This window comes from Agrobacterium sp. rho-13.3 (assembly GCF_033957765.2).
Classification (GTDB): domain Bacteria; phylum Pseudomonadota; class Alphaproteobacteria; order Rhizobiales; family Rhizobiaceae; genus Agrobacterium.
Genome location: NZ_CP192775.1, coordinates 1,855,791 through 1,874,394 on the forward strand (window position 1 = coordinate 1,855,791; position 18,604 = coordinate 1,874,394).

The 18,604-nt window shown below is 54.3% G+C and carries 12 protein-coding genes and 3 pseudogenes; 4 read left to right on the forward strand and 11 right to left on the reverse strand.

The features are described from left to right. Window positions 1-102: 102 nt before the first annotated feature. Window positions 103-1,299, forward strand: coding sequence for an aminotransferase class V-fold PLP-dependent enzyme (locus RMR16_RS23235; protein WP_320197965.1), 1,197 nt, complete (start codon window positions 103-105; stop codon window positions 1,297-1,299). Between the two features lie 98 nt (window positions 1,300-1,397). Further along, a complete protein-coding gene (locus RMR16_RS23240; protein ID WP_320198019.1) occupies window positions 1,398-3,221 on the forward strand; it encodes an ABC transporter ATP-binding protein in 1,824 nt (607 codons plus the stop codon). 162 nt (window positions 3,222-3,383) lie between these two features. Here the strand turns inward: RMR16_RS23240 and RMR16_RS23245 are convergent, their stop codons facing one another. The 10 genes and pseudogenes from RMR16_RS23245 to RMR16_RS23290 form a co-directional block, all read right to left on the reverse strand. Beyond that, window positions 3,384-5,285, reverse strand: coding sequence for an ABC transporter ATP-binding protein/permease (locus tag RMR16_RS23245; RefSeq protein WP_320197966.1), 1,902 nt, complete (start codon window positions 5,283-5,285; stop codon window positions 3,384-3,386). Window positions 5,286-5,307: 22 nt separating this feature from the next. Then, on the reverse strand, window positions 5,308-5,460 hold the full coding sequence (locus tag RMR16_RS23250; protein WP_320198023.1) for a hypothetical protein: 153 nt from the start codon (window positions 5,458-5,460) through the stop codon (window positions 5,308-5,310). 2 nt (window positions 5,461-5,462) lie between these two features. Then, window positions 5,463-5,531: pseudogene (locus RMR16_RS23255) on the reverse strand (DUF2256 domain-containing protein); the annotation flags it as partial. Window positions 5,532-5,727: 196 nt separating this feature from the next. Beyond that, the gene (locus RMR16_RS23260; protein WP_320197968.1) at window positions 5,728-8,826 is read right to left on the reverse strand and encodes a PAS domain-containing protein; all 3,099 of its coding nucleotides are present in this window, start codon (window positions 8,824-8,826) and stop codon (window positions 5,728-5,730) included. A 107-nt stretch (window positions 8,827-8,933) separates the two neighbouring features. Beyond that, window positions 8,934-9,056 (reverse strand): annotated as a pseudogene (locus tag RMR16_RS23265) (alkene reductase); the annotation flags it as partial. A gap of 552 nt (window positions 9,057-9,608) precedes the next feature. Further along, window positions 9,609-11,021, reverse strand: coding sequence for a dihydropyrimidinase (hydA, locus tag RMR16_RS23270; RefSeq protein ID WP_320197969.1), 1,413 nt, complete (start codon window positions 11,019-11,021; stop codon window positions 9,609-9,611). Window positions 11,022-11,052: 31 nt separating this feature from the next. Then, window positions 11,053-12,318 carry a cysteine desulfurase-like protein gene (locus tag RMR16_RS23275; RefSeq protein ID WP_320197970.1) on the reverse strand — a complete coding sequence of 422 codons (1,266 nt, stop codon included), beginning with the start codon at window positions 12,316-12,318 and terminating at the stop codon, window positions 11,053-11,055. Window positions 12,319-12,348: 30 nt separating this feature from the next. Then, the gene (locus tag RMR16_RS23280; protein WP_320197971.1) at window positions 12,349-13,098 is read right to left on the reverse strand and encodes an amino acid ABC transporter ATP-binding protein; all 750 of its coding nucleotides are present in this window, start codon (window positions 13,096-13,098) and stop codon (window positions 12,349-12,351) included. Next, window positions 13,098-13,769: an amino acid ABC transporter permease gene (locus RMR16_RS23285; protein ID WP_320197972.1), complete on the reverse strand. Its 672-nt coding sequence runs from the start codon at window positions 13,767-13,769 to the stop codon at window positions 13,098-13,100. The genes RMR16_RS23280 and RMR16_RS23285 overlap by 1 nt, the downstream gene beginning before the upstream one ends. A gap of 64 nt (window positions 13,770-13,833) precedes the next feature. Further along, window positions 13,834-14,631 (reverse strand): ABC transporter substrate-binding protein, encoded by a 798-nt coding sequence (locus RMR16_RS23290; protein WP_320197973.1) that lies wholly within the window; start codon window positions 14,629-14,631, stop codon window positions 13,834-13,836. Window positions 14,632-14,786: 155 nt separating this feature from the next. Here RMR16_RS23290 and RMR16_RS23295 point away from each other — a divergent pair, with 155 nt between their 5' ends. Both RMR16_RS23295 and RMR16_RS23300 read left to right on the forward strand, forming a co-directional pair. Next, window positions 14,787-15,485: a FadR/GntR family transcriptional regulator gene (locus RMR16_RS23295; RefSeq protein ID WP_320197974.1), complete on the forward strand. Its 699-nt coding sequence runs from the start codon at window positions 14,787-14,789 to the stop codon at window positions 15,483-15,485. 48 nt (window positions 15,486-15,533) lie between these two features. Beyond that, a pseudogene (locus RMR16_RS23300) lies at window positions 15,534-15,831 on the forward strand (hypothetical protein). A gap of 243 nt (window positions 15,832-16,074) precedes the next feature. On the opposite strand, the gene RMR16_RS23305 reads toward RMR16_RS23300, so the two are convergent. Beyond that, window positions 16,075-17,160: a calcium-binding protein gene (locus tag RMR16_RS23305; protein ID WP_320197975.1), complete on the reverse strand. Its 1,086-nt coding sequence runs from the start codon at window positions 17,158-17,160 to the stop codon at window positions 16,075-16,077. Window positions 17,161-18,604 lie beyond the last annotated feature (1,444 nt).

The following is an 18,604-nucleotide window of genomic DNA, read 5'->3' on the forward strand; positions in this document are numbered from 1 at the left end:
CTCCTGCGCCTTAAAACACCTATTGCATTACTATGGCATAGGCGTGCACGGAGCAACCGAAATCAGAGCCGTGTTCATCGGCTCGCAGACTGGAGAATGACAATGTCTGACGATATCCGCACAAAGCTTGGCCTGCGGCCGGTGATTAACGTATCCGGCACAATGACCAGCCTCGGAGCTTCCATCGTGGTGCCGGAAGCCGTCGCGGCGATGGCGGCAATCTTGCCGCAATTCGTTGAGATCAACGACTTGCAGCGTAAGGCAAGCACGATTATTGCGCGGCTGACCGGTGGCGAAGCCGGGTTCGTCACCGCCTCCTGCTCGTCGGGCATCAGCCTTGCCGTCGCCGGAACAATTACCGGGCCAGACCTCCTCGCCATCGAACGGCTTCCCGAAACATCGACCGGCAAGAACGAGGTTCTGGTTCAGATGGGCCATGTGGTCAGCTACGGCGCACCGGTGGATCAGTCCATTCGGCTTGCGGGCGGCAAGGTGGTGATGATCGGGCAGGCGACATCGACACATCGCTACCACATGGAAAACGCCATTACCGATAGGACGGCAGCAGCGGTTTATGTCGTCTCTCATCATGTCGTTGATTACGGCTTGTTGAATCTCAAGGAGTTCGTCGAGATCGCCCATGCCAAGGGTGTGCCTGTTATCGTGGATGCGGCATCGGAATATGACCTGAAGCTGTTTCTTGAGCAGGGTGCAGATATTGTTCTGTATTCTGGCCACAAGTTTCTCGGCGGCCCGACTTCAGGCATCGTCGCGGGCAAGAAAGAACTCGTCCGCAATGCCTTCCTGCAAAACATGGGCGTGGGCCGCGGCATGAAAGTCGGCAAGGAAAGCATCTATGGTGTCATGGCGGCGTTGGAAGCATGGGAAAAGCGGGATCACGTTGGCATCCGCGAGCGCGAGACCAGCTATCTCAACCTGTGGGCGCAGACACTTGCCAACCGTCCCGGTGTTATCGCTCTGATCGAGCCTGACCCGACGAATAACCCGCTGGATCGCATGCGCGTGATCATCTCGCCGGAAGAAGCGCACATCACCGCTTGGGATCTGGCGGCAGCCCTGCGCCAAGGCCCGCAGCCGATCATCGTGCGCGATCATGAAGTCGAGCATCACTATTTCTACCTCGACCCCTGCAACCTGCATCCTGGGCAGGAAACCATCGTAGCATCGCGATTGGCGGAGGAACTCGACAAGGCGCGCGCCTCCAACGAGATCATCGCGACGCCATTCGAGAATTTGTCCCGTCATCGTTTTGATGGTGCGTTGAAGTGGCCGGACTGAGACGGTTCATCCAGACGGCCTGCCCATGGGGCAGATCGCACAGATGTCTTTCGGCATAAAGAATGAAGGGAATGATCGTGACCAACCTCGCACAGACTATGCCTATTGTGCCACAAGTCACCGAACCGGTTTTATCGGTCGAAAAGCTGCGGACATCGTTCATGGTCGATGGCGCGTGGAAGCCGGTCGTTCGCGACATTTCCTTTACGGTTGCACCCGGAGAGACTGTCGCGATCGTGGGGGAAAGCGGCTCCGGCAAGTCGGTCACGTCGCTGTCGATCATGCGTCTGTTGCAGCCCGATACCAGCCGTATTGAGGGCAAGGTCATGCTCGGCGGTCGCAATCTGCTAGCGTTGCCGGAACACGAGATGCGTAAGGTGCGTGGCAATGAAGTCGCGATGATCTTTCAGGAGCCGATGACAAGCCTCAACCCGCTCTTCACCATTGGCGACCAGATTTCCGAGGCACTGCTGTGCCACGCGCCGATGAGCAGACATGAGGCGAGGGCGGAAACCATCCGCATTCTCGAGAAGGTTCGCATTCCCTCCGCCGCCTCGCGCTTCGATGAATATCCGCACCGTTTTTCCGGCGGTATGCGCCAGCGCGTGATGATCGCCATGGCGCTTGCCACCAAGCCGAAGTTGCTGATCGCCGACGAGCCGACGACCGCACTCGACGTCACCATCCAGGGCCAGATTCTGGATCTCATCAAGACATTACAGGAAGAGGAGGGGACCTCGGTTCTCTTCATCACCCACGACATGGGCGTTGTCGCGGAGATCGCCGATCGCACCGTCGTCATGTATCAGGGCGAACAGGTGGAAACGGGTGCGACCACGGACATCTTCCATCGAGGCCAGCATCCTTACACGCGCGCGTTGCTCTCCGCCGTGCCGGTGCTCGGCTCGATGCAGGACTACCAGCGACCTCGCCGCTTTCCTGTCGTCAACGTCACCACGGGCGAATCCGATGTTCCGGTGGAGGTCGGCGATACGGTGGCGAAGGGCCAACCGGTGTTGCAGGTAAAGAATCTCACCAAGCACTTCGATATTCATTCAGGCCTGTTCGGAAAACTGTCGGGCCGGGTACATGCCGTAGAGAATGTCTCGTTCGATCTCCATGCTGGTGAAACCCTCTCGCTGGTCGGTGAATCCGGCTGCGGCAAGTCCACAACCGGACGTGCCATCATGCGGCTGATAGAGCCGGGAAGCGGTTCTGTATTGGTCGATGGCCGTGAGGTTTTGACGCTCGACAAACGGGAAATGCGTGAGATGCGCAAAACCGTGCAGATGATTTTTCAGGACCCCTTCGCTTCGCTCAATCCACGCATGACGGTTGGTGCTGCCATCGCTGAACCGTTCCTTGAGCATAAAATGGGCGACAAGAAACAGGCGAAAGAGGTGGTCGCTGATATGCTGGTAAAGGTTGGGCTGACGCCTGACATGGCCAAGCGCTATCCACACGAGTTCTCCGGCGGTCAGCGTCAACGCGTCTGCATTGCTCGAGCGCTCGCGCTCCAACCGAAGGTTATTGTGGCAGATGAGAGCGTCTCGGCGCTCGATGTTTCGATCAAGGCTCAGGTCATCAATCTCATGCTGGATTTGCAGCAGAGCCTCGATCTCGCCTTCCTGTTCATTTCCCACGATATGGCCGTGGTTGAACGCGTTAGCCACCGGGTGGCGGTCATGTATCTAGGTGAAATCGTTGAGATCGGACCACGCGCGGCGGTCTTCGGCAATCCTCAACACGCTTACACAAAACGGCTGATGTCCGCAGTGCCCGTGCCAGACCCGGATCGCCGAAGGATCAAGGGTGGGTCAGTGACCGACGAATTGAAAAGCCCGATACGACCCATCGACTACCAAACCATTCCCCCAAAATTCCGCGAGGTTTCGCCCGGGCATCTCGTCGCAGACGCTTAATCATTGGGTGGAGACCGAAGACGATGCCAAGTGCTACCAGTCGCAATGCTCCAAGCCGATAGGGGCTTGGACCGGTTGAGAACCCGCCAACCAAGACACAAACCGGCTCCTTCAAAGCCCCCCCTTTCGGCACGTTTCCCTCATGAGCCGCTCAGCCATGCGTCATGATGATCTGCCCGATTTCTTACGTGAGCCGGGTCGCTTTATAAGACGAGACAGGGCGTTGCCTTTTCGATGGCGCCGCATCAGCCCGACATCGCTCACGAGTTTTGCACCGCCTTCTCGTTTTTCCAACGTGATCTTTCGAGTATGAAACGCTTCAAGCTCCACGCGATGGGCGACGCTGAGAATAGTCGCGTCCGGCAGTTCCTCGATAAGCATGCCCATGATCATGTCTTGGGTCTTTTCATCGAGAGCCGATGTTGCTTCGTCTAAGACGATGATGTTTGGCTTGTGGAGAAGGAGCCGTGCAAAGGCAAGGCGCTGCTTTTCACCGCCAGATAGCGTGTGGTCCCATGGCGCGTCATCTTCAATTTTCTCGGTAAGTTGACCAAGCCCAACTTTCTCAAGGGCGGTATGGATGTCTTCTGGTGTCCAGCTATCCGCCGGGCGTGGATAGGACACGGCCCGACGAAGCGTGCCGGTCGGGATATAGGGTTTTTGCGGAAGCATGAAGAGGTGGTGATCGGGATGGAAATTGACGCTTCCGCCACCCCATGGCCACAGCCCGGCAATGGCGCGAACAAGAGTGCTCTTACCCGACCCAGACTCCCCGGCCACCAATACGCGTTCGCCGGGTTCGATTTGAACTTCGGTCTCCTTCACCACCGCTGTTCCGTCCCCGAGTGAAACAGACAGATCGTTGAGGCTGAGCATGGTGGCGCCTTGCGTCTCCCCACGCTTGATACGCCCGACGTCGTCACTCTTTTCGGCCTGTTCCAGCCCGTCCAAGGACATCATCAACGATGCGACACGCCTTGCGCAAGCGTTCCAGTCAGCAAGTCGGGGATAGTTGTCAACGAGCCAGCCAAATGCTCCCTGAACAATGGTAAAGGCGGATGCTGCCTGCATCACCTGTCCAAGTGACATGCTTCCGTCGAGGAACTTGGGCGCACAGAGCAAAACCGGGACGACTGGTGCGATCAGCATCGAGCTATGGGAGACGACAGTGGTGCGCATGTACTGGTTTGCCAATAGCCTCCATTGTTTTCTGACATTGGCAAATCTTCGATCGAGGTCTTCGCGCTCTTCCTCTTCACCGTCCAGCAAAGCGATGCTCTCGCCGTTCTCGCGAACGCGCGTTAATGTGTAACGAAACTCGGCCTCGACTTGGTTTTTGGTTTCTGAAACGCGAACAAAATTCCGACCGATCACGGCGATCGAGCTTGATGTGATGATGGCGTAAACGACTGCCGCTATGACAAGAAACCCGGGAATGGTGACAACCGACCCCGCGATAGGCAATGTCAGAGCACCGCCAATCGTCCACAGAACAACGATGAATGTTGAGGCTGATACAAACGCAGAAATCACCCCAGCTGTGAAATCGACAGGAGCCTCGGTCGCGATCCGCATATCTTCCGATATGCGTGCTTCAGGATTTTGGTGGTCGCCACCGATCAGGTTCAACTGGTAGTATCGCCCATTCGCCAGCCAACGCCCGATCAAACCCTTTGTCAGCCAAGTTCGCCAGCGCCTTTGGATCCGCATACGAACGTAAACCTGTGCGGTGACAAGCGCCACGCTGCCTACAACGAGTGGGGGGAAAAGTGACGCAAGGTAATACACATCAGGTGCATTGCGCTGCTCAATGGCATCAAAAAGGCCGCGGTTCCAGACATTGATGCCGTATTGAAAGCCGACATTAATTCCAATCATGACCAGTAGCCCCACAGAGGCCGCCCACGCAAAACCGTCACCGCCAGCACCCCAGAACCCTCGAGCGCTCATCCAGAAGCGCTTTAGGAGGAAGTCCTTGCGTGCTTCTTCTGCTTCCTCTGGCGTGAGCTCATTGTTGCCATTTCCTCCGTCGGACGACGACGCACGCTCCGGGACCATATTCATTCCTATTCATTTTGATGCCGGTTTATTCGGCAAAACTGTCAACTCTGATCGTTTCAGCCACGCTCAGGGCGGCTGTATTCGCTTCATTCACATGAAACGTCATAGGCAGGTTTTGGACTTCTCTTGGCGGCATCGATCCGAGCAATATTTGACTTCTTGCCAGTGTTTCATCCATTTCCGTCGCCAGACAAAGGAAAGGCCGCATGTGACACATGTTTTAGTCGGCAACTCGCCTTTTTTCACCATCTTCGGCACGACGGATTGTCTCTTTCAGGTAGGCGCTGCGTGATTTTGGTTTGTCACTGGTGCAGGGTTGTTTATTGCCAAACTCAAGCCGGAGCCTCAGCCCGCAGTGGAGGAAATGTTCGAATCGCCGAAAGGATCTACAGAGAGTCCAGAAGAAGAGCCGTCAGGGCACCATGAGGTACCCGGACATGATACCTTACGTATTTTCCTTCGCCTCTCTGACGGCCGATGAAGACACTGCCGCTAACAACTGCGTTGCGTCATAGGGTTTTCCAAGAACTTTCGTTCCCGCATCAGCGCTGACACGAGATGGATCGCCGGTCGCAAACACGATCAAAGATGATGGGCGCAAAGCGCGGGCCCGCTCTGCAAGCTCTTTGCCAGACGCACCAGGCAGGTTTACGTCTGTGACTAGCACATCGAAGGCAATGGTTTCGAGAGCTGCCATTGCTTCTTCCGCACTACCAGCCTCAACCACAATATGTCCCGCTTCCTGGAGGATATCAGCTGTATTCATCCGGATAAGGCCATCGTCCTCAACGAGAATGACAGCAAGCTGCGCTGCGTTTTCAAGGGCTTCGGGTGGCTTGTTAAGTTGTACCGGTTGATCATCCGACAACACGCGCCCTCGTTGGCGCTGGTTGTTGAGTACGTGTCGAAACTTCTGAGCCAAGGCATCTCGCGTATACGGCTTTGATAGCAGCTCCACACCAGCATCGAGTTTGCCGCCGTGCACAATCGAATTTTCCGTGTATCCTGAGGTGAACAATACGGCGATATCAGGTAGTCGTTCGCGGGCCTTGCGTGCAAGCTCCGGGCTCTTGAGCGTTCCTGGCATCACGACGTCAGTGAACAACATGTCGATCGGTACACCGCTGTCGATGACGGTGAGCGCGCTTGCTGCGTCGACGGCTTTGAGTACGCGGTAGCCCAGGTCAGCAAGAATCGCTACAACCGTCTCCCGGACACCATCGTCGTCCTCGACAACAAGAACGGTTTCCGTGCCCCCTGCTATCGGCCCATGGTCGACGGAAACTTCCACATCTTCTGCCTGTAGCGCGCGTGGAAGGTAGAGCTTTATGGTCGTCCCATGCCCTAGTTCCGAATAGATTTTAACGTGACCACCGGATTGCTTGACGAAGCCATAGACCATCGACAATCCCAAACCAGAGCCCTTGCCCTCAGCTTTCGTAGAAAAGAACGGCTCGAATACCTTGGCAATAATGTCGGGCGGCATTCCCGATCCAGTGTCTGTAACGGCTAAAAGCACGTATTGGCCTGCGGTCACTTCATCGTGTGTTCGCGCATAGGCATCGTCCAGATGGGCATTGGACAGTTCGATCGTCAGCTTGCCTCGCCCCTCCATCGCATCACGAGCGTTGATAGCCAAATTGAGCAGGGCGTTTTCGATTTGTGCAGGATCGATGAATGTGTTCCACAGACCTCCCGTGACGACCGTTTCGACCTCAACGGCCTCGCCGATCGCACGCCGCAGCATGTCGTCCATTCCCTGAACGCAGCGGCTCACATTGACAACTTTTGGCTCAAGCGCTTGCCGACGCCCGAAGGCAAGAAGCTGGCTCGCAAGCTTCGCGCCACGGCTGACGCCGGCCATCGCGTTTGCCACCCGTGTCTGCGCCCGCTCATTGCCCGCAATATCTTTGGAAAGCAATGCAAGGTTGCCTGAGACGACTTGGAGCAGGTTGTTGAAGTCATGGGCAACGCCGCCCGTCAGCTTGCCGACCGTCTCCATTTTTTGGGATTGTGCAAGTTTTGCCTCCGCCTGCCTTCGTTCGTCGATTTCGGAGATAACCCGCGCTTCAAGCGTTTCGTTGAGTTGACGCAGTTGATCTTCGGCACGCTCGCGGTGGCGCACTTGGCGCGCCAATATCTCAGCCTGTTCGCGCAAAGCAGCCTCGGCGGCACGCTGGTGGGTAATATCGGCATGGACACCGACCCACTCCATAATCTCTCCAGAAGCGTTCAGAATGGGCAAAGCCCGGATCGCGAACTGACGCCATGTGCCATCGTAGCGACGAACCCGATGTTCGTGAACAAACATCGTCTTGCTTGCCACCGCCGCGTTCCAAGCCTTAACGCTATCGGCTGAGTCTTCGGGATGGACCGCATTGGACCATCCGTATCCCTGATACTCGTCAGGTGACTGTCCCGTCAGCGATGCCCAGCCCGGCTGCTCGCCGACCATCTGGCCATCTGCGCTGTTGGTCCAGAGAATTCCATGCACCGCATCCATAGCGGTTCGAAAGCGGCCATTGCTGATTTCCAGGGCTGCCTCGCGCAGCGCCCGTTCCTGCACATCAATTCCAAGGATGTAAACGCCTGGGACGGATCCGTCTGGTTCCACATGAGGAACATACCGCACTTCAAGACGTCGAATTGAACCGTCTTTACGGGGCATGTTCGTTTCAGTCGCGAACGTTTCTCCCGTCAAACCTCTATCGATCGAACCACGTCGGTCGTTGTAAGCCGCATCTCCGATCATGTCGCGGATATGGTGGCCGACCATGGTTTCCGGATCGACACCAAACCAGTCACGGTAGGCAGCATTTGCAAAACGGTAGATATGCTCTCTGTCGACATAGGAGATCAGCATGGGTACCGCATCTGTGACCCGGCGCAATTCGGCCTCTCGCGCAGCGAGCTTGGTTTCTGCTGAAATTCTGGCACTGTTGTCGACGATGGTGCACATCACTCCGCCGACCCGTCCGTCGACGTCGTAGACCGGTGTGTAAAACAGATCGAGGAACATTGTCTGAGGACCGCTTGGACGACGGAATACGATTGGCTGATCGCGATGAAAAATCGTTTCGCCCTTCAGTCCGGCCTCAAGGATCGGCCGGTTCCAGTCCCATACCTCCGGAAAGGCTATGGCAACAGGCGTGCCGAGCGCCATGGGGTGGCGTTCCCCTGCAATCTCTCGATAGGAATCGTTGTAAAGCATGATGTGGTCAGGTCCCCACAACAACACTTTGGCGACAGGCGAATTGACGATGTTTCCGACCGTGGCACGCAGTTCGGGCGACCACGTTTTGATGGCGCCCAATATGCTGATGTCCCAAGCGCGTTGTCGAATAAGATTTCCGCATTCGCCACCTCCGATTGGCCAGCCCGCCAGAGGAGGTGCGGAGGAGGGCAAAGTCCCATCGCGAAGCGAGCGCAATGCGGCGCGCACCACCTCGCTGGCATTGGCGTAGTCGCCAGACGCTAGGCTATCGCTGATGAAACCCTCGAGTTCGGGGGTGAGTGACACATTGCGTGATTGACGATTGACCATGGTTTCTCCTGTCACTGGCCACGCGTTGTGTCAACAGATGTCAACGTCTTCAGCATAGATAGACTTCATCGAATACTCAGGACTGAGGACGACGAAGGAGGCCGGGTAACCAGATATCCATTTGCACAGTGGAGTTCGACGCCGTCGAAGCCGGCCTCCATGGCATTGCGCGCTGACAGCGCATAGCTCTCGACCCACTCCCTGATTTCTCCGATTTCCAGCGCGCGCGGGACAGGAGGTTTGAAAAAAAGTCTGTTCGCGGAGAATATTCAGATGAGTGCTTTGTCGTCGGCTAGTTGATCGATAGGGAATTCAACATGGCGCGCGATGCATTTGCCGACAAATGCTTAGCGTCTAAAAATGCTGACGCGTGGATGGCAAGTCGGGCATTTGAGAGCCGTTGGGTTATCGGATAACGCTTGCCCTACTTTTGTATATTCTCCTGGCTATCACAGACGGGGGAAATCAACGTTTCTGCTCAGAACCATATTTATTGAGATACTCATCGGCATCAACGACACCTCTTTGGCATATGAGATGCCTCTTGCGCCTTAGCCAGTATGGTCTTCGTCGAGTTGCAGTAGTTCAGTGTGGTTGGTTCAAGCGCGCTCAAAGCAAGGGTCTTGACGTCCTCAACGAATATACATTTCGCTATCAGCGGCTCGATTGGACATATACTCACTGGTGCGAGCGAAAGTAGACGCCTGGCTCGTGCGGTGAAGACGTCTGGCACTGCGCAAGATGCGGCTCTTTAGCGGGCAATCCAGATGACCGAGAGCATTCTAAAAGCCTCCCTTTGTGAGCGATGACTTTTCCCGCGCCAGATAGTTACCATGCCCAGTCGGCTCGACTGTCCGCCCATCTCGCATGATCGTCTTGCCGCGCAACAGCAGGCGTACTGGCCAGCCACGCACGGCAAGCCCCTCGTAAGGTGTGTAATCAGCGCCATGTTGCAGCATTTCGTTGGTGAGGGTGACGCGTTTGTCGGCGTCCCATAAAGCTATGTCAGCATCTGCACCGATAGCGATTGTACCTTTGCGCGGATACAGACCATAAAGTTTTGCGTGATTGGTCGAGGTCACAGCAACGAACTGGTTGATATCGATCCGTCCCTTCATCACACCTTCCGAAAACAGGATCGGAAGGCGTGTGGCAACGCCGGGTATGCCGTTTGGAATCCAGCGGAAATGGCGCTTGCCTTTGTCGTTCAATTTTCCCTCCGGGTCATCGAAACGGAACGGGCAATGATCGGACGAAAACAGATCGAAGACGCCCTGTTCCAAACCTTCCCAGCAGGCATCCTGACTTGCCTTGTCACGCGGCGGCGGGGAGCAGACATATTTGGCACCCTCCATCTCGCTCTGATCAAGATCATCGGCGGTCAGCATCAAATATTGCGGGCAGGTTTCGCCGACAATCTTCTGGCCGCGCTGGCGGGCTCTGCGGATTTCTTCCATCGCCTCGCGGTTGGAGACGTGAACGATAACGATGGGGACATCGACGATTTCGGCAAGCGACAGCGCGCGATGGGTCGCTTCGCGCTCGGCAGCGATGGGCCGTGTCGTGGCGTGGTATTTTGGCTCGAATTTGCCGTCTTCCTCATGGCGACCGATGAGGTAGCGGATGGCGTCTTCGTTCTCGCAGTGGACCATCACAAGTGCGCCAGTGCGGCGTGCCGTATCCAGCGTGGCGAGGATTTCGTCATCGCGCAGCCGCAGGCCCTCATAGGTCATGAAGACTTTCAGCGAGGTATAGCCATCCTCCACCAAAGCAGGCAACTCCTGTCCCAACACCTCAGCGGTCGGGTCGGTGATGACAAGATGGAAGGATACGTCGACATGGCATTTGCCTTCGGCCTTGGCATGATAGACCTTCAGTGCTTCGCGCAATGATTGGCCCTTTTCCTGCATGCAGAAGGCCAGAACCGTGCTGTTGCCGCCGATGGCAGCGGAACAGGTGCCGCTGTCGAAATCATCGGCCATGACGATGCCATCACCGGAGGGCTGGTCGAGATGGACGTGGCTGTCGATGCCGCCCGGAAGAACGAAAAGCCCTGATGCGTCGATAACTTCGTCAGCGTCAGACAACTCAGCGGCAAGTGCTACGATCCGCCCATCCTTGATCCCGACATCGCTGACGAATGTGTCGCTTGCCGTCACCACGGTCCCATGTCTGATCACTGTATCGAAACGCATTATTTCTGTCCTCTTATGGTTGACTGCGGCGTCAGCTTGCTTTCGCAAATCCCGCATCACCAGCTAGAATGCGGTCAAGCGCTGCGATGAAGCGATCGACCTCTTCCAATGTGTTGTAATGCACCATGGAGACGCGCAACATGCCGCCGTGGTCGGTCAACTCAAGATATTCGGCAAGACGCCGGGAATGGAAATCGCCGAAGCGCATGGCAATTTTTTCGCCGTCCATTGCCTTGCAAAGCTCACTCGCCTCGCGCCCATCGAAGCGGAATGCAATCGTCGGTACGCGTGTCTCATCATGGTTGAATATCTGTCCGAGGATCCGGCAGTCGTTGCGGGAGCGCAGGTAGTTCAGCAGTCGTTCGGTCAGAAGATTTTCCTGTGCCGTGATGGCTGCAAAGGCAGCCTCGATTTTCTGGCGCACCGTGCCGGTCTCGCCCGCCTGCTCGCCAATTGCGGCGAGATAGTCAACGATGCCGCAGGTGGAGTAGGCAAGTTCATAGTTGGGATTGCCTGGCTCCAACTTGCCCGGAACTTTGTCCTTGCCATAAAAATAATGGTAGAGCGTGTCGAGTTCGAGCAGCAGATCGTACTTGCCATACATCAGCGCGTAGTGCGGTCCATAAGTCTTGTAGAGGCTGAAGACATAATAATCGACGTCAAACGCCTGCACATCGACGGCTCGGTGCGGAGCATAAGCAACGGCATCGACGCAAATCCTTGCGCCGCGAGCATGCACGAAATCCGCGATTTCGCGGATCGGATTGATCGATCCTAGAATATTCGAGACATGCGTGACACAGACCATCTTAGTGCGCTCACTGATCAGTGCATCTAGATCAGCTATATCCAGCGTCAGTGTTTCTTTGTTCAGCGGCCAGAATTTGAGCGTGATGCCCGCATCCTGCAATCTGTCCCACGGACCTATATTGGATTCGTGGTCGCTGACGGTGACAATGATTTCATCACCGGGAGACAATTGGCTCTGCATGGCCCGGGCAAGGTTTTGCAGCAGCGCCGTGGTGGAGTTTCCAAAAACGATCTCTTCTGGTCTGGATGCGTTGACTAGATGCATGGCCGCAGTCCGCGCCTCATACAGCGCGTTGGCCGCGCTTTGTGAAACCTCGTAGGAGCCGCCGATTTGCACGTTCTTTTCGACCAGAAATGTATTGATGCGATCAAGCGCGCCTTTGACGATTTGCGAGCCGCCCGCATTGTCGAAATAGGTCCAACCGCGTGACAGCCCTGGGAACTGGCTGCGCACATAATCAAGGTCGAGCGGTGAAGTGGTAGTCATCCCTAATGTCTCCCGAATAGTATTTTTTGTTTAGTGATTGAGGACAGCGCGGAGAAAGCCGCGTGTCCGTGTCTCTTGTGGGGTATCGAAAATCTGCTCTGGCGTGCCGGATTCGATCAACCTGCCGCCATCCATGAAGATGACGCGATCTGCCACCTGACGAGCAAAACCCATCTCGTGGGTCACGATCACCATGGTGACGCCAGTGCCGGCCAACTTTCGCATCACGTCCAGCACTTCGCCCACCATTTCAGGGTCGAGCGACGATGTAGGCTCGTCGAAAAGTAGAACGCGTGGTTCCATGGCAAGCGCTCGGGCAATCGCCACACGCTGCTGCTGGCCGCCTGAAAGCTGGCCGGGAAATTTCTCTGCTTGCTCCGAAATGCCCACCCGCGCCAGAAGCTCCCTGGCCTTGCGTTCGGCTTCCGCCTCGGGCGTTTTTCTCACCCGCATGGGCGCAATCATGACGTTTTTCAAAACAGTCATATGCGGAAAGAGATTGAACGATTGGAACACCATGCCGACTTCGGCGCGCACCTTGGCAAGAGTTGGACCGGGCTCTACGCGAATACCATCGACCGTGATTGTGCTATTCGGCGAAAAGGCTTCCAGATGGTTGATACAGCGAATGAGCGTCGATTTGCCAGAACCGGAGGGACCGATGACGCAGACGACTTCGCCTTCGGTCACATCGAGATCAATGCCGTGCAGCACGGTGAAAGTGCCATAGGCTTTGGTCAATCCGCGAATGGAAATAAGGGGTTGGTCGATCTTCTCCATCAACGTTTCCCTCGGCTGAAGTGTTTTTCAAGGCGCGCAACGATGGCGACCATCGGCCAGAGCAAGGCTACGTAGATGAGCGCAGCGCCAATCAGCGGTGTTGGATTGGCGTTAAGCGCCTGCGCTTGCGTTGCCTGTTTCAACAGATCGGGCATGGCAACCACCGAAGCAAGCGCGGTGTCCTTCATGACGTTGATGCAGTTGTTCGTCAGAGGTGGAATGACAATACGGATTGCCTGCGGCAAAATGATATCGACCATGGTGTTGCGGTTGGAGAGGCCGAGTGCGGCTGATGCCTCGAATTGCCCATGTGGAACGGCTTCAATGCCCGCGCGGAAGATTTCTGCTGTATAGGCCGCGGACACCAGAGACAGCGCTGTAACAGCAGAAAGAAAAGGCGACAGCCTTATGCCGACGAAGGGCAGTGCATAATAGACGACAATCAAAAGGACGAGCAGCGGGATCGACCGGAAAATGTCGATATAGCCGCGGATCAACAATTTGAAAAATGCCGGTGCATAAAGGCGTGCCACTGCGAGAAACAGCCCGCCAACCAGACCGCAAATGATGCTGGTGATGCCGATCTGGATCGTAACGACCAGACCCCAAAGCAACTGCGGCAGGCTGTTGAGAAAGACTGGAACGTTAAAAAAGGTATTGATGAGGTTCATGCCGGATCGGCTCCCTTGGCAATCTGGCGGAACACGATTGGTCCCGCCGGATGAGGTTCTAGCCTTATTTCGCCTTCGGCATATCGAGAACGGCAACTGTCGAGGTCGTGTCTTCGGCTTTTGCGCCGAACCATGTCTCATGCAGCTTGGCGATGAAGCCTTCACCCTTCAATGTGGTGATAACCTTGTTGACTTCGGTGGCCAGCGGGTCGCCCTTGTTGAACATGATCGAGTATTTCTCACCCGTCGGAATGCGCTCGACAACCTTCAGTTCCGGCTTATCCTTGGCGTAGTAGAGCAGTGCGGGAATGTCGGAAATATAGCCATCAACGCGACCGGCAACGAGATCGAGCATGGCGGGCTGCAAGCCTTCGAAGCGACGAATTTCGCCTAACTTATATTCACCCTTATGAGACTCTGCCCACATGTCGCCTGTCGATCCCGTATCGACACCGACGACCTTGCCGCTCATTCCCTTGAGACCGGTGATGCCGGATGCCGCCGTTACGGTCAAAGACTGGTCACTATCATAATAGGGTTGGGCGAAGGTGACGGATGCCAACCGCTTTTCGGTGATTGTGATTGAGGAAATGGCCATGTTGATGCGCCCGGACTGGACAGCCGGAAACAGGCCATTGAACGGCGTATTGACGAATTCGACCGACTTACCGAGACGCTTGGCGATTTCGTTGACGAGATCGACTTCAAAGCCCGTCACCTTGCCGCTTGCGTCTTCAAATTCCCATGGAACATTGCCAATATTGGCGCCGACCGTCAGGTCGGCAGCCTGAACGTTAAGGATACCGAGAGCAGAGACCAGCCCGGCGAGTAGTGTGCTTTTGATGTGCGAGACATGTGGCATTCGAGAACCCCTTGTTTTATATTTCTAGCCAATCTACGTTGGTCCAACTGGTCAGACCAGTCCGACCAAAGAAGCACGGCGTTTTGTGCTTTGCAAGGTGGACTTAAAAAAATATATCGGAAGGGCCAGTGTGGCTTACGCTGAATAGGGATCGAATGCTTAACAAAACGCTTGTTCCACAATCAGTAGCCCGCGAAATCCAGGCCATGATCCAGGCCGGGCAGTTGAAGGCAGGCGAGAAAATCCCCTCTCAGCGTGAATTCTCGCATAAGTTTGGCGTCAGTCGGGCATCTCTGCGTGAAGCCCTTCTGACCTTGGAAACGCTTGGGCTTTTGAAAACAGAAGCAGGGCGCGGAACGTTCGTGGCAGCAGCCTCTGACGGAGCTTTAGGTCAGGCGGCGCATATGGCGCCATGGCGATACTCCGAGAGCTATTCGGTATTTGACGTTTTCCAGACGCGTATCCTGCTTGAAGGCGAGATTGCACGCCTTTCAGCCGGGCGGCTATCACAGGTACAACTCGAGAAAATGGAAAAGGCGACGAAGACGATGGAGGACTGTTGGGCCAGTCAAGACCTGCTCGCCAATGTCGACGCCGACCTCGATTTCCATGGCACCATCGTGTCTGCGTGCTCCAACACCATGCTGAAAGCGCTGTACCAGACGGTGCGCGATCAGATCACCGAAACCCAACGTCAACCGATTCCGATCACAGATCCTGAAAGAATGCGGCAGTCCATTGCAGAGCACCGGCGCATCATCGCTGCCTTGAAAGCAAATGACGGGCACCTAGCCCGAAGCGAAATGGAAGCACATATCCGTAACACTGCGCGATGCGCCGGCTTGCAGCCATAGGTGTTGATAACTTTCGCAGATACACAGCTAGAGTTGGTGGCGAGGAATGTGTCCACGCTTGCAACATCGTGTGGCGTGTCGACCTGTTTTCAGAACGATGCCGCCACTCACCTGCGGGCCTGGACGGATAGTGGGACCGACCAGAATTTGCAGAGCGAATTCTGCCAATCGATGACGCGATAGCATAGCAACGCGTTGTGCCCACTCACATATTCCAAATCGCCGCAACGAGGCTGATGTCTTGATTGCAGCGACCGCGTTGGTCCATGGGCTAACGGTAGGAACACGGAATGTTGAAGATTTCGAGATGACGGGAGTGGTCTTTGTCGATCCATGGCGCGAATGAGACCGAGCGCGGGGCATTCGCGAGCCGATCTCGTTTCGGGACCCGGGAGCATCACCTTGAGCAACTTCACGCGATCAATAGGCTCAATGGTTCGATTCTATTCAAAGCGCTCACCTTGAACTTGGGCCAACTCGCTTCTTCTGGATTGCTTTCGGCTTCGCTTGATACACGCCGTTTTGCGCTCTCAACGCTTTGCAAATAATTCAACTCCCGAGGAAGTCCTAATCAAAACCTTATAGGACTTCACTGGGCGAGGTTAACCCGTAAAGCGGACATCATCCTAGCATTGATCTCTAGGCGTTCTTCGTACAATGTATAATCTGCATTGGTCGTGGAATATTCAAATTCCTTATAGGCTTCTGCATATGTCCATTCAGGCGAAGTCCACTTAACGTTGAATGTTGGCTTAAGGCTTTCATCCGCGCCATTGATCGTCATTTCCGTCCCGTCGTTGAAGGAAAGTTGAATAGCCTTTTCATCAGGCAGATTGACGGTGATGGTGTCCTGCGAGCCAGCGAATGAAATGATAATGTTGCCGTCCTGCTTTGTTACGCTGACGTCGTTCTTGCTGTAGCCGGAAATTGCCAGGGCGAAATCATCTGCGGCAAAAACCCTGTCCTGTCCGTCACCCCGGGCGAATTCGACAGTCGAGCCTCCGCGCACAAGTGTAATCTTGTCATTGCCGGTCCCGCCATTGGCCACTGAATTGCGGCCGATCTGGATATCGTCATCGCCTTCTCCACCATTCAGAACGGCATGGCCCGCCTGGTCCGAATGATCGGCGGTGTTGTCGACCGCGATCAGCGTATCGTTACCCGCACCGCCATCAACACGGGAATAGCCCAATGTCACGACGACATCGTCGCCATCACCGGCATCCACTGACGAGTAGCCGTCTGTCCGAACCTCGTCATTGCCCTCACCGGCATTCACGGTCATATAAGAGTTCCCGTAGACGTAGTCGTCACCCGACCCTGAATCAACGACGCCTTTGTCATCTGTCGTTATATAATCGTTTCCGCTTCCCGATGAGATGACGGCGCGTCGATACGCGCCTATACTGTCGTTACCGCCGCCAGTGAAAATCCTGGCATCGTTAAAGGCATCAATGCTGAGGTGGGGATCATCGCTCTCATTGCCATCCCTTGTGTCGATCTGCGCTCCGTCGAAAGGCGCATAGATATCTGTTGTGGAGGGTGTCTGCCTTGTGGATGCGCGAACAAGCTCGATAATTTTATCCACTGCGCCCTGATTACTTGAAGCATTGCGCGAAGTCATGAAAAGCTGCATCGCGACACCGTTGGCGAATGAATTTGAAATGTATGTCATAACCTGCTCCCCAAAAATGGATCGTATCGAAAAACTCTTTCAATATAGCTCAAAAATAATCCTCTATAAGTTGTGCTTCAAACTTCTTGCCAATCCGTTAACGGAGGTTGTACAACCATATCCTCAAATGGCTTCTTTCCGTTTTTTGGAGGTTTTTCGGGGTTTCAATCTAGTGTCAAATGTGTTCCGTTCAATTTCGCAATTAAATTTATCATATCCTAAAATTGCATACTAAAATTTATTCTATCTTAAAGTTTTATTTTATGTCCTGATCGATGTATTATGCTCCATAAAATAACCAAAAGTTATATAAATTAGATATTTTGAGTCGTTTCCTTCAATGCAAGGCTGATTATTGCGACATTCTTTAGTTGTGGTCGTGAACTGTGCTGTCTGTTTCTGCACTCTCCAAGGCAAATGTCACGATCATAAAGCTGTATAAATATTCGCTACACTAGAGATTTTCCATCTTAAAATTCAATCTTTCCGTGTTTTTGTCTGCCTACATTCCAGCAAATGTGAGAATGGCCGATGAAGTATAAGTCAATTTGAAATTGCGTGCCGCACACCACATCTTTCTGGTCGCCATGGAATGTGGCGAAATTGCTGGTAGCAAGATATAGGAATATATTCATATTTTTCTTTACGACGGGATATTATTGCGTTATCTTTGCTTCAGGTTTTCTCGTGCTGGTTTCCCCAGGCGGGAAGCGGAACAGGTGTTGTGATGATGGAAAGACGCAATCCATCAGCACTCACATAATGATTGGAATGCTCGCGGTGATCGCGAGAGAGAATGTCTGATGTGCTGATGAGGGAGCTTGTATGAATGCGGCTCTCTTACAGTGCTTGTCAGGAATTGAATGATGAATGGATGAGACTGTGTTGGTGGAGTGAAGAGCAAAAGGATTGAAGGCAGGACAATATGACGTTTGATCGACACACAGGGCCCGTGTGTCGAGATAATCAATGATGAAATGATCGGGGCGCTGCGAGGTGCCATACTCAATAAACTTTCGAGGTAGCTTTCAGCGCCCCGTTGAAATGGCCCACAGGCTTTTACGAGCTGGGCGGGCAATGAATTGTTATGACGCGGACTTTGTCGGTTCCGCGAATGAGAACTTATATCCTCATTGAGAAAGGAGGGGTGATCGAAAGACAAAGTATAATTATATAAAATCGCTAAAATTATCTTGTCGTATATATTGATATATATTTACGAAGCGATTTTGCATGGAAAGATATATTATTGACCGTTATATTGATTTTCGGTCAACCAGTAGGCTTGCACGATTTTATATGAATTCGGCCAGATCAGCATGGAAAACCCGCAGAAAGCCGTGAAAACCGAGGGAAATCAGCAAATGAGTGGATATGAAATTGGAGAGTACGAGGATATTTTGGTTTTCGACCGAGGCGGATCGAGATTACAATAACAGTATCG